The following is a 12,730-nucleotide window of genomic DNA, read 5'->3' on the forward strand; positions in this document are numbered from 1 at the left end:
AAGTTATTGAATATTTTGCTTCTGCTCAGCTTTGGTTTTTAGTAATGCTGGTGGTGTGAATCTCTCACCATATTTGGTAGCTAACTCTTCGGCGCGTTTTTCTGCTTTCTCAATACCATATTGATTGAGGAATTGAATCGCTCCACCAGTCCAAGGGGCATAACCAATTCCAAAAATAGAACCGACATTGGCATCAATAACCGATTCCAATACACCTTCTTCGTAACAACGTAAGGTATCTAAGGCTTGTACAAACAAAATACGATCAATCATATCTTGCTCGGAAATATCGTGATCTTTCTGCCAGCGGTTTAAGCCTTCCCATAGGTGTTTTTTACCATTTTCAGGATAGTCATAGAAACCTGCGCCAGCAGCTTTACCTTTACGGTTTAATTCATGAATCATGGTATGAATCACTTCATCTACTGGTGTTTTCGGTAGCTCTTTGCCTTCGGCTAGTAGGGCTTTACGTGCTTCGCTAGCAACATGCTCGGTTAAAGTTAAAGACACTTCATCTTGAATCGCAAGTGGTCCCACAGGCATGCCAGCTTTCAGTGCTGCCATTTCAATACGTGCTGGGTGGACGCCTTCGGCAAGCAAGCGCATACCTTCTTGAATGAATGTACCAAATACACGACTGGTAAAGAAGCCACGGCTATCATTAACAACTATCGGTGTTTTTCCAATTTGCTGTACGAAATCGTAGGCTTTAGCAAGTGTCTCTGCGGAGGTATTTTTACCTTTGATAATTTCAACCAACTGCATTTTGTCGACAGGGCTAAAGAAATGCAGACCAATAAACGCTTTATCATCTTTACTTGCTTGAGCTAAGCCTGTAATTGGCAGGGTCGATGTATTCGATGCCATTACGCCATTAGATGCTAAATATTGCTCGGCTTCTTGAGTGACTTTCGCTTTGAGTTCTTGATTTTCAAATACCGCTTCAATAATTAAATCACAGCCTTGAAGGTCTTCAGCTGAAGCTGTAGCTGTAATGAGCGACAAAACTTGATCACGTTTTTCTGCCGTCATGCGGCCTTGTGAAACACGCTTGTCTAGCAATTTCTGAGAATATGCTTTGCCTTTCTCAGCATTTTCAACAGATACATCTTTAAGTACAACTGGAATGCCTTTAATGGCTGTTGAATATGCAATACCAGCACCCATCATGCCAGCACCCAATACACCAACTTTAGTAGCTTGCCATTTTGCAACGTCAGCAGGGCGGCTTGCACCAGACTTAATTGCATTTAGGCCATGCCAGAAAGTGCCGATCATATTTTTAGAAATTTGGCCTGTTGTAAGCTGAGTAAAGTAGCGAGACTCAATACGTAAAGCAGTATCTACATCGACTTGAGCGCCTTCAACTGCGGCAGCCATAATCGCTTCAGGAGCAGGGTAGCAACCTTTGGTTTTGTCTCTTAACATGGCTGGAGCAATTGCAAGAACTTGTGCAACTGCTGGAGTTTTGGGATCACCGCCCGGAATTTTATAACCCTTCACATCAAAAGGTTGTTGAGATTTCGGATTTGCCTTTATCCAAGCAATTGCTTTATCTAAAAGCTCTTGTTCATTTTCAGCAGTATCGTGAATTAAGCCTAAAGATTTGGCTTTATCGACACCGAACTGTTTGCCTTCCATTAAAAATGGAAATGCATTTTGAAGGCCAAGCATACGTACCATACGTACAATTCCACCGCCGCCCGGTAATAAACCTAAAGTAACTTCTGGTAGGCCAAATTTACTTTTCGAGTCATTGATTGCAATACGGTGATGGCAACTTAATGCAATTTCCCATCCACCGCCCAGTGCCGTTCGATTCAATGCTGCAACAACTGGAACACCAAGCGTTTCAATTGTACGTAAATGACCTTTTAGCTTTTCAACCATATTGAAAAACTCAGTTGCATGTTCAGGCTGAACTTGAATTAGTTCATCTAGATCACCGCCTGCAAAGAAAGTTTTTTTAGCTGAACGGAAAATAACACCTGAAAGTTCTGTTTCTGCTTTGAGTTTTTGTGTGACTTCATCGAGTGAGTCACGGAACTCGGCATTCATGGTGTTTGCAGATTGTCCAGTTGAATCAAGCGTTAAAATGACAATATTGTCGGCATTTTTTTCGTATTGAATTGCACTCATTTTTTATATCCCTAAATTTTTATACGCGTTCAATAATGGTGGCAATACCCATCCCACCGCCAATACAGAGCGTCGCTAAACCGCGCTTTTTATCTTGTCGTTCAAGCTCATCAAGTAGTGTGCCTAAAATCATGGCACCTGTTGCTCCTAAAGGATGGCCTAAAGCAATCGCACCGCCATTTACATTGACTTTTTCAGCAGGAACGTTGAGCTCATTAATAAAACGCATAACAACTGCCGCGAATGCTTCATTGACTTCAAATAGGTCAATATCATCAATTGTTAGGCCAGCTTTTTCCAAGGCTTTACGTGCGGCTGGCGCAGGGCCAGTCAGCATAATGGTTGGGTCAGTACCAACTAATGCAGTTGCCAAAACTTTAGCGCGTGGTTTTAAATTTTGTTCTTTTACTGCTTTTTCTGAAGCTAATAAAACGACAGCTGCTCCATCGACAATACCTGATGAGTTACCTGCGTGATGAACATGATTGATTTTTTGTGCTTCTGGATATTTTTGTAAAGCAACTGCATCAAAGCCCATTTGCCCCATCATTTCAAAACTTGGGTTGAGCTTTGCAAGACCTTCTAGTGTGGTATTGCCTTTGATGAATTCATCTTTCTCTAAAATCACCACGCCTGCGTGATCTTTTACTGGTACGACTGAGTGATTGAAATAACCATTTGCTTGAGCTGCCGCTGCTTTTTGTTGTGACTTCACTGCAAAGTTATCGACATCTTCACGGTTATAGCCATCTAAAGTTGCAATCAGGTCAGCCCCGATACCTTGTGGAACAAATGATGACTTAAGATTTGTTTCTGGGTCTAAAGCCCACGGTCCGCCATCAGAACCCATTGGAATGCGTGACATTGATTCAACGCCACCAGCAACAACCAAATCCTCCCAACCCGAACGAACTTTCATTGCTGCCATGTTGACGGCTTCTAAACCTGAAGCACAAAAACGGTTGATTTGTACACCAGCAACATCATCATTCCAACCTGCGGCAATTGCTGCGGTTTTGGCAATGTCCCCACCTTGATCGCCAATTGGTGTTACGCAGCCCAGAACAATGTCGTCCACTTTTGATGTATCAAGCTGATGGCGTTGCTGTAATTCATTTAATAGAGTGGTGAGTAATGTGATTGGTTTTACTTCGTAAAGAGAGCCGTCTTTTTTTCCTTTTCCGCGTGGTGTGCGAATGGCATCAATAATATAAGCCTCGCTCATAACAGTTCCTTTTTTATTGCTTAAAATTTATTTGTGTTTTGAGTGTACTGGTTTTAATAGCGAGTGCAATGACGATAAGCGCACCAGTCAGGTGATGATTTTTGCCAATAGAGATATAAAAAAAGCCCAAGTTGAACTTGGGCGAGATGTGAATATAAAGAGATTTAAAAATTAGTGGTAACCGTGTAGTTGGCGATATAAGCCAGGAGTTACACCAGTCCACTTTTTAAATGCACGGTGGAATGTACTGGTTTCACTAAAGCCTACCTGTTGAGCAACATCTTCAAGTGTTAACTCAGGGTTGAGTAACAAGTGAATAGCAGCATCTCGACGTAAAGCGTCTTTTACGCCTTGGTAGCTTTTACCTTCAGCAGCCAAGCGGCGGCGTAAGGTTTGTGGAGATAAATACAGCATAGATGCAACATCATTAAGCGTTGGCATTTCTTCACCAATTTGGCTCTTAAGTACGTCACGAATACGAGAAGTCAACGAGTTGGTGTTTTTGAATTTTACTAAAAGCTGAGCAGGGGCTGCTTTCAAGAACTCTTCTAGCGTTTTTTCATCTTGGCGGATTGGTAAGTCAAGATAATCAGCTGCAAAAGTTATTTCGGTGCGAGGTGCATCAAACTGCATGACTGGCGCAAAGAATAACGCATCATATTCATCTGCATGTGCAGGACGTGGATAGCTAAAATGAACACGCTCTAAAGGTAAGCGACGTTCAATGAGCCACGACGCTAAACCGTGCCAAATCATGAGCATACTTTCAGTAATGAAATGATCTGGATCTAATGTTTTTGGAATGAGAGGTACTAAACGCGCTTCGTGTTTGTCACGCTCTAGTGTTACCGACCATTCATCACCAAATAACTTGTAAAATTGAGATGAAAGTTCGAGAGCTTGTCCCAAAGTTTTTGCATGAATAATCAACTGACACATAATGGCAAAAGTGCCCAAACGACGCGGTTGTACATCAAAACCGACGTGTTCGTCTTGTGTGACCATCCATAGCATTTTTATAAAACGGGTATATTGTTCTGGTGAGATTCGAGCTTTAGGTTGACGTAATAGTTCCGCTTCGATACCCACATGTGAAAGTAACGTCTCGACATCCATGCCAAGGCGTTTTACGCCTGTCAAAGCCGCATTCACGAAGTGGATGCTAATCGTATCGCGACTCATATTGAATCCTTCAGTCTCTTTGATGTTCACTTTAAATTGACCTAAATGACCGTCTAAAAAAATAAATTGGCGATTTACAACAGTGTAAAAGCACTTTTTACATGTTAAATTGCCGAAATGATCAAGGTAAATGGCTGAACATGACATTGTTTTAGAATATTTGCTTAACTAATATAAAAGAAAATTCGAATAATAGTGGTTAAAAATACGATGACGACAGCATTAAACGGACTTAAAGTTCTCGATTTCTCTACGCTCTTACCTGGACCTTTTGCCACAATGTACTTAGCCGATATGGGCGCAGAAGTCATCCATATCGAATCTCCATCACGTCCAGATCTCATCCGGATTATGCCGCCCTATGCCAATGGACAAGCGACTGCACATAGTTATTTAAATCGAAATAAACAGTCGATTGTTCTTGATTTAAAAGATGCTGCCAGTATTGATCTGATAAAAGCCAAGATTTCCGAGTTTGATATTGTCATAGAACAGTTTCGGCCAGAGGTTATGCGCCGTTTAGGGCTAGACTATGCAACACTTGCAGAAATTAACCCGCGTTTAATTTATTGCTCAATTACAGGTTATGGACAAACTGGAAACTATAAAGATCGAGCTGGGCACGACATTAATTATTTAGCTTTAGCGGGTATTGCAGGTTATAGCGGTCGACAAGATAGCGGCCCGCCACCGCTTGGCATTCAGGTTGCCGATATTGCAGGCGGATCATTACATGCAGTTATTGCTATTTTGGCTGCGGTCGTCGAACGCAGTCGTAGCGGTATGGGACAATATATTGATATTTCCATGACCGACTGTGTGGCGAGTCTAAATAGCATGGCAGCATCAGCCGTACTTGCAGGTCAAGTTGAGCAGGCGCCAGAGCAGGGCATGCTCAACGGTGGCATTTTCTATGACTATTATATAACTCAAGATGGCCGTTATCTTTCTATTGGTAGTCTTGAGCCACAATTTATGGCTGGGTTGTCTGCTGCATTAGATTTACCCGTGCTGTTACAAAAAGGCGCTTCATTAGATGTCCAAGATCGACAAGAAGTGAAGCAAGCTATTCAAGAAAAAATTAAAGCCAAAACATTTAAAGAATGGCATGAAATTTTTGCAAATTTGGATGTTTGTGTAGAGCCAGTATTGAGTTTGAGTGAGGCTTTAAACTCGCCATTAGCACAACAACGTGGATGGATTGTGGATGTTCCTTTGCAAAATAATACGACAGATACAGAACCACAGATCGCATGCCCAATAAAGTTTTCACGTTCACAAATGCGATATTCCTTTGTAGGTCAAAAGCTTGGCGAGGGACAGTGGTAATGTCTTAGGGCTATTTCTTATACAGGGTGTATTAAGATTATTATCTGATTAATCAATTGATTAACATTTTGAATAATTTCTTTACATAAAATTAGCGTAACCTTTATAAACAAAGACATAAAAGGTACGTAAACATGAAAACGCATAAATCTTTGATGGTTTCCTGTTTATCCGTTTTATCAATTACTCTTTTTGTTCAGCATGCACAAGCTGCTGCTGCATTTGACCCAAATAGTTCTTGGATGTTGGGTGATTGGAACGGGCAACGCACAGCGTTACAAGCACAAGGTTATGATTTTTCTTTTGGATATACCGGTGAATATGCCGGTATTTTAGATTCAAAGAATACTTCTTCGCATGGCAGTGCTTATACAGGGCAACTCGCTTTAGGTTCGCATTTGGACCTAGGTAAAATTTTAGGGTGGCAAGATACAGAAGCTCAAATCACGTTAACTTATCGTGATGGGCAATCGCTTTCTGAACATTCTCCAGCTTTAGCTGGACACATTAGTTCTGCACAAGAAGTGTGGGGTCGTGAGCAAACTTGGCGTTTAACTGATTTATGGATTAAGAAAAAATTCCTTGATCAAAAGTTAGATGTGAAAGTTGGTCGTTTTGGTGAAGGTGAAGACTTTAATAGTTTTGACTGTGATTTCCAGAACTTGGCACTTTGTGGTTCACAAGTGGGTAACTGGGTTGGCGACCAATGGTATAACTGGCCAGTGAGCCAATGGGCAATGCGTGTTAAATATAACGTGCAACCTGATCTATATACGCAAGTCGGTGTATATGAATATAACCCAGAGAACTTGGAACGAGGCAAAGGCTTTAACCTGAGCACAGACGGTTCTCACGGTGCAATTATTCCGGCAGAAGTCGTTTGGTCACCTAAATTAGGTGCACAAAGCATGCCTGGTGAATACCGTTTAGGTTATTACTACAGCACTGCTGATGCAGAGGAAATTACCAATCCAACCAAAACATCTCATAAGCAAGGTGTTTGGGTAACTGCGAAACAAAAATTATTCCAACCAGCTGACCAAACTGATCGTGGTTTAACAGGTTTTGTGAATCTGACTTTCCATGACTCAGATACCAATAAAGTCGACAATATGCAAAATGTAGGCTTGGTCTACAAAGGTTTGCTCAATCAACGTCCTCAAGATGAATTAGCACTTGGTGTTGCTCGTATTCATATCAATGATGACTGGAGTGATGTTCAAGCCAAAGAATATGACACTGAATACAATACCGAGCTTTACTACGGTATTCATGCCACTAATTGGCTAACTATTCGTCCAAATGTGCAATATGTTCGTCATGTTGGTGCATTAAAAAATGGTGATAACACTTGGGTAGGCGGTATTAAATTCTCAACCGTATTCTAAGTAACTATTCCGAAAAACGGATTGTCGATGGCTAAATCATTAATTGAAGTATCCAGACCTTCCGTTTTTTTCTTTATGCCTGAATTTTGTTTTAGATGTATTGATGATGTCATTTCTCTCTAAGATTTTTGACACATCTTTCCGATAAAAATGATGATTAATAAGAGGTGGTTTATGAATCAACCTTCTTCAAGATCAGGTTTAACGACTTTTACCGTAATTATTATTGGGTTATTGGCGTTATTCCTGCTAATTGGAGGTATTTGGCTCGCTACACTAGGCGGTTCAATTTACTACATTGTAGCTGGAGTCTTACTTCTCATTGTTACATGGCAACTCTACAAGCGTGCTTCAACAGCTTTGTGGGTTTATGCCGCATTAATGCTAGGTACCATTATCTGGAGTGTCTGGGAAGTTGGAACAGACTTTTGGGCGCTTGCACCACGTTTAGATATTTTAGGTATTCTTGGTTTATGGTTATTGGTTCCGGCTGTGACTCGTGGAATCAACAACCTTGGATCAAGTAAAGTTGCCTTATCTTCAACTTTAGCGATTGCAATCGTATTGATGGTTTATTCTATCTTTAACGATCCGCAAGAAATTAATGGTGAGATTAAAACACCACAACCAGAAACTGCTCAAGCCGTTCCAGGTGTAGCTGAGAGTGACTGGCCAGCTTATGGTCGTACTCAAGCAGGCGAACGTTATTCTCCACTTAAACAGATTAATGACCAAAACGTCAAAGATTTGAAAGTGGCTTGGACACTACGTACTGGCGATTTCAAGACAGATAATGATTCGGGTGAAACAACCAATCAGGTTACGCCAATTAAAATTGGCAATAACATGTTTATCTGTACAGCTCACCAACAGTTAATTGCGATTGATCCAGCGACTGGTAAAGAAAAATGGCGTTTTGATCCGAAGCTTAAAACGGATAAATCATTCCAGCATTTAACTTGCCGTGGTGTAATGTACTACGATGCAAACAACACAACTGAGTTTGCGACAAGCTTGCAAACTAAGAAGTCGACTTCAACTCAATGTCCTCGTAAAGTCTTTGTTCCAGTCAATGATGGACGTTTAGTTGCTGTAAATGCTGACACAGGTAAAGCATGTACTGACTTTGGTCAAAATGGTGAAGTGAACTTACAAGAGTTTATGCCATATGCTTATCCGGGTGGTTATAACCCAACCTCTCCGGGTGTTGTGACAGGTTCAACTGTCGTAATTGCGGGTTCTGTAACAGATAACTACTCAAATAAAGAGCCATCAGGTGTTATTCGTGGTTATGACGTAAATACTGGTAAGCTTCTTTGGGTATTTGACACTGGTGCAGCAGATCCAAATGCTATGCCTGGACAAGGTACAACATTTGTTCATAACTCTCCAAATGCTTGGGCACCTTTAGCATACGATGCCAAACTTGATATCGTTTATGTTCCAACAGGCGTAGGTACTCCAGATATCTGGGGTGGTGACCGTACTGAGTTGAAAGAACGTTATGCGAACTCAATGTTAGCGATTAATGCTTCAACTGGTAAATTGATATGGAACTTCCAGACCACTCATCATGACTTGTGGGATATGGACGTGCCATCTCAGCCATCTTTGGCAGATATTAAAGACAAAGCAGGTAAAACTGTTCCAGCAATCTATGTATTGACTAAAACAGGTAATGCTTTTGTTCTTGACCGTCGTAATGGACAGCCGATTGTTCCTGTAACTGAAAAACCAGTTCCACAAACAGTTAAGCGCGGTCCACAAACCAAAGGCGAGCACTATTCAAAAACTCAGCCATTCTCTGACTTGAACTTGGCGCCACAAGATAAATTGACTGATAAAGATATGTGGGGTGCCACAATGCTTGATCAGCTCATGTGTCGTGTATCTTTCAAACGTCTAAATTACGATGGTATTTATACACCACCATCAGAAAACGGGACTTTAGTTTTCCCTGGTAACCTAGGCGTGTTTGAATGGGGCGGTATGTCAGTTAACCCTGATCGTCAAGTTGCTGTGATGAACCCGATTGGTCTGCCATTCGTAAGCCGTTTAATTCCTGAAGATCCAAACCGTGCACAAACTGCAAAAGGTGCAGGAACTGAGCAGGGTATTCAGCCAATGTATGGCGTACCTTATGGTGTCGAAATCAGCGCATTCTTATCTCCACTTGGTTTACCTTGTAAACAACCAGCTTGGGGTTATGTAGCTGGTGTAGATTTGAAAACGCATCAGGTTGTATGGAAAAAACGTATTGGTACTATCCGTGATAGCTTGCCAAAACTATTCCAATTACCAGCTGTGAAAATTGGTGTTCCTGGTTTAGGTGGTTCAATTTCTACCGCAGGTAATGTCATGTTCGTTGGTGCAACTCAAGATAACTACATCCGTGCCTTTAACGTTACGAATGGTAAGAAACTTTGGGAAGCGCGTTTACCAGCCGGTGGACAAGCAACACCAATGACTTACGAAATTAATGGTAAGCAATATGTTGTGATCATGGCCGGTGGTCATGGTTCATTTGGTACAAAAATGGGCGACTATTTAGTGGCTTATGCATTGCCAGATAACAAATAAACCTTTGCTATAAAAAAAGCCCAGATTGATCTGGGCTTTTTTTATATTGATTTATATTAAAGCTTATCAATAAAACCGTTATTAAATATGCAAAAAAAGCATTTTATTGATGAATAAAAGCTCGCTATGCTATCCGCCTTAATAATGAATCTACTAGCCATACGCCATGTATTTATATACCGATTTCGACCAGCAGCTGGTTAATGAACGAGTTGCTCAGTTCCGTGATCAGACTGAACGCTATTTAGCTGGCAAACTTTCTGAAGATGAATATCGTCCATTACGTTTGCAAAATGGTTTATATGTGCAACGTTATGCGCCTATGCTGCGTATTGCTGTGCCGTATGGCTTAATGAATTCTAAACAATTACGTAAAGTTGCTGAAGTTTCAACTGCTTATGACCGTGGTTATGCACATGTATCTACACGTCAAAACATTCAGTTAAACTGGCCTGCACTTGAAGACGTGCCAGATATTTTGGCTGAACTTGCAACTGTACAAATGCATGCCATTCAAACGAGTGGTAACTGTATTCGTAACACAACAACTGACCAATATGCTGGTGTGGTTGCTGGTGAAATTGCAGACCCACGTCCAACATGTGAATTGATTCGTCAGTGGAGTACATTCCACCCTGAATTTGCATTCTTGCCACGTAAGTTCAAAATTGCTGTTTCTGCACTTGAAGAAAAAGATCGTGCAGCAACGGCATTCCACGATATTGGTGTTTACATCGTGCGTAATGAAGCGGGTGAAATTGGCTATAAAATTATGGCTGGTGGTGGTTTAGGCCGTACCCCAATTATTGGTAGCGTTATTCGCGAGTTTTTACCACGTGAAGATTTAATTGCTTACTTAGAAGCAGTTCTACGTGTTTATAACTTGCATGGCCGTCGTGATAACAAATACAAAGCGCGTATCAAAATCTTGGTTAAAGCATTAACGCCTGAAGTGTTTGCACAGAAAGTTGAAGCTGAATTCGAACATACACGCGAAGCATTGAAAATTCAGCCAGAAATCTTGAAAAAACTGGATGAAGAATTCACCCCGTTTGATTATCAAGATTTAGCAGATGAAGACTTTACCGCTTTGTTTGCTGAGCATCCAAAATTCAAGCAATGGTTCAATATCAACACGCATGCACATAAAGTGAAAGGCTATCGTATTGTTACGATTTCTCTAAAACGTGCAGGTATTGCACCGGGCGATATGACCACCGAAGAAATGAACTTTATTGCAGATCTTGCTGATAAATATACTTTCGGTGAACTTCGCACGACTCACGAACAAAACATTGCTTTGGCAGATGTGCCTCAAAAAGACTTGTTTGATGTATGGCAAGCGCTTGAACAACAAAATATGGCACGTGCACATATTGGTTTTATTACCGATATCATTAGTTGCCCGGGCGGTGATTTCTGTTCACTAGCAAATGCGAAATCAATTCCAATTGCTGAAGCGATTACACGTCGTTTCGATGACTTAGACAAAGTTTATGATCTTGGTCATTTAGATCTAAATATTTCTGGTTGTATGAATGCTTGTGGTCACCACCACGTAGGTAATATTGGTATTTTAGGTGTAGATAAAAAAGGTGCTGAGTTCTACCAAATTACATTAGGTGGTAATTCGGACCATGATGCCTCAATCGGTGACATCTTAGGGCCATCATTTGCAGCAGATGCTGTGCCTGACGTAATTGAAGAAGTACTAAATACTTATCTTGATTTGCGTACTGAAGGTGAGCGTTTTGTTGATACATATCGCCGTGTAGGAATTCAACCATTTAAGGAGCGTGCATATGCTTAATATAGCTCTACCAGTGCTTTATAAAGATGGCACGATTGCAGATAATACTTATCAAATCATTGCTGAAGATGGTGTTGTTCCTCAAGGTGATGTAGTTGTAACAACAGCTCAACTAGACCAGTTAGCTAACGTTCAAGGCAAAAAAGCTTTATATGTGACTGTAAATGATTCACCTGAAGATCATACATTTCCATTAAATGAACTTGATGCAATCTTCATTGAGTTTGCAGGTTTTGGCGATGGCCGAGGTTACTCATTTGCAGCACTATTGCGCCGCCAAGGTTTCCAAGGTGAGTTACGTGCAACAGGTGATGTGTTTAAGGATGTTTTAAACTACTTAAAGCGTTCTGGTTTTGATAGCTTTGTCGTAAAAGAAGGCAAAGACGTACAAGAAGCTGCGGCAGGTTTGCAAGATTTTACCAATCCGTATCAAGCTTCAACTGCTGTGCCAAAAGCGAGCTACCAAACTGGTGCTTAAGATATGCTGACATAAAAAATCCCGCAATTTGCGGGATTTTTTATATTTAAAATTATGTATCAAGTTGGCAATTAACCATCCACTTTATGCCGAACTGATCAGTAAAAGCACCATACAATGCTCCCCAAAAAGTCTTTTCTAGAGGCATTTCAATTTGGCCATTTACAGATAGCTTATCAAAAAGCTGCTTTGCTTTCTCTTGCTCATCTTTTTCAAGGTTTATTGCAATGTAGTGATTAGTGCCTTGAGTAAAAACACTGTTAGGAGCACAGAACTGATCATTGGTATCTGATGCCATAAGCACCGTGAATTCGTTAATGGGTAAAGACACATGTAAAATCAGGTTTTTATTGGCTTCTGATAAGGTTACACCTTCGGGAGCGGGCATATCACCATAGCGACTCAGCATGGCAAACTCTCCACCAAAGACTGATTTATAAAAGTTAAACGCTTGCTCTGCCTGACCTTGAAAGTTGAGATAGTGATTGAGTTGCATTGTTATTGTCCATTGTTGTTTTCATTTAGAGGAATAAGTTAAAACTTAAAAGTGATTTTGTGGGTCTTTTTTTGTAATTTTTTCATAAAAAATCCCACCGAAG

9 protein-coding genes are annotated in these 12,730 nt (G+C 40.8%); 5 read left to right on the plus strand and 4 right to left on the minus strand.

All coding sequences use genetic code 11. The annotated features are described in order from the left end of the window. Positions 1-3 precede the first annotated feature (3 nt). The 3 genes from B554_RS0107155 to B554_RS0107165 form a co-directional block, all read right to left on the minus strand. Positions 4-2,139 (minus strand): 3-hydroxyacyl-CoA dehydrogenase NAD-binding domain-containing protein, encoded by a 2,136-nt coding sequence (locus B554_RS0107155; RefSeq protein WP_019457520.1) that lies wholly within the window; start codon positions 2,137-2,139, stop codon positions 4-6. Between the two features lie 19 nt (positions 2,140-2,158). Next, positions 2,159-3,364 carry an acetyl-CoA C-acetyltransferase gene (locus B554_RS0107160; RefSeq protein ID WP_019457521.1) on the minus strand — a complete coding sequence of 402 codons (1,206 nt, stop codon included), beginning with the start codon at positions 3,362-3,364 and terminating at the stop codon, positions 2,159-2,161. A gap of 171 nt (positions 3,365-3,535) precedes the next feature. Further along, positions 3,536-4,546, minus strand: coding sequence for an AraC family transcriptional regulator (locus tag B554_RS0107165; protein ID WP_002051267.1), 1,011 nt, complete (start codon positions 4,544-4,546; stop codon positions 3,536-3,538). 210 nt (positions 4,547-4,756) lie between these two features. Between B554_RS0107165 and B554_RS0107170 the strand changes: the two genes are divergently transcribed. The 5 genes from B554_RS0107170 to B554_RS0107195 all read left to right on the plus strand — a co-directional run bounded on the left by B554_RS0107170 (position 4,757) and on the right by B554_RS0107195 (position 12,131). Continuing rightward, a complete protein-coding gene (locus tag B554_RS0107170; RefSeq protein WP_019457522.1) occupies positions 4,757-5,875 on the plus strand; it encodes a CaiB/BaiF CoA transferase family protein in 1,119 nt (372 codons plus the stop codon). A gap of 155 nt (positions 5,876-6,030) precedes the next feature. Further along, a complete protein-coding gene (locus B554_RS0107175; protein WP_081400325.1) occupies positions 6,031-7,263 on the plus strand; it encodes a carbohydrate porin in 1,233 nt (410 codons plus the stop codon). 174 nt (positions 7,264-7,437) lie between these two features. Further along, positions 7,438-9,843: a glucose/quinate/shikimate family membrane-bound PQQ-dependent dehydrogenase gene (locus B554_RS0107185; protein WP_019457525.1), complete on the plus strand. Its 2,406-nt coding sequence runs from the start codon at positions 7,438-7,440 to the stop codon at positions 9,841-9,843. Between the two features lie 166 nt (positions 9,844-10,009). After that, positions 10,010-11,653 carry a nitrite/sulfite reductase gene (locus B554_RS0107190; RefSeq protein ID WP_004789205.1) on the plus strand — a complete coding sequence of 548 codons (1,644 nt, stop codon included), beginning with the start codon at positions 10,010-10,012 and terminating at the stop codon, positions 11,651-11,653. Beyond that, positions 11,646-12,131: a DUF934 domain-containing protein gene (locus B554_RS0107195; protein WP_019457526.1), complete on the plus strand. Its 486-nt coding sequence runs from the start codon at positions 11,646-11,648 to the stop codon at positions 12,129-12,131. The genes B554_RS0107190 and B554_RS0107195 overlap by 8 nt, the downstream gene beginning before the upstream one ends. Before the next feature lie 52 nt (positions 12,132-12,183). Here B554_RS0107195 and B554_RS0107200 read toward each other — a convergent pair whose 3' ends face one another. Then, positions 12,184-12,627: a VOC family protein gene (locus tag B554_RS0107200; RefSeq protein ID WP_019457527.1), complete on the minus strand. Its 444-nt coding sequence runs from the start codon at positions 12,625-12,627 to the stop codon at positions 12,184-12,186. Positions 12,628-12,730 lie beyond the last annotated feature (103 nt).

The sequence above is a fragment of the Acinetobacter sp. GG2 genome, from assembly GCF_000292385.1.
Lineage (GTDB): Bacteria > Pseudomonadota > Gammaproteobacteria > Pseudomonadales > Moraxellaceae > Acinetobacter > Acinetobacter seifertii.

Bases quoted from the DNA above. Each gene is read 5' to 3' on its own strand.
- B554_RS0107155 (WP_019457520.1), bottom strand. From the start codon at position 2,139: ATGAGTGCAATTCAATACGAAAAAAATGCCGACAATATTGTCATTTTA.
- B554_RS0107160 (WP_019457521.1), bottom strand. From the start codon at position 3,364: ATGAGCGAGGCTTATATTATTGATGCCATTCGCACACCACGCGGAAAA.
- B554_RS0107165 (WP_002051267.1), bottom strand. From the start codon at position 4,546: ATGAGTCGCGATACGATTAGCATCCACTTCGTGAATGCGGCTTTGACA.
- B554_RS0107170 (WP_019457522.1), top strand. From the start codon at position 4,757: ATGACGACAGCATTAAACGGACTTAAAGTTCTCGATTTCTCTACGCTC.
- B554_RS0107175 (WP_081400325.1), top strand. From the start codon at position 6,031: ATGGTTTCCTGTTTATCCGTTTTATCAATTACTCTTTTTGTTCAGCAT.
- B554_RS0107185 (WP_019457525.1), top strand. From the start codon at position 7,438: ATGAATCAACCTTCTTCAAGATCAGGTTTAACGACTTTTACCGTAATT.
- B554_RS0107190 (WP_004789205.1), top strand. From the start codon at position 10,010: ATGTATTTATATACCGATTTCGACCAGCAGCTGGTTAATGAACGAGTT.
- B554_RS0107195 (WP_019457526.1), top strand. From the start codon at position 11,646: ATGCTTAATATAGCTCTACCAGTGCTTTATAAAGATGGCACGATTGCA.
- B554_RS0107200 (WP_019457527.1), bottom strand. From the start codon at position 12,627: ATGCAACTCAATCACTATCTCAACTTTCAAGGTCAGGCAGAGCAAGCG.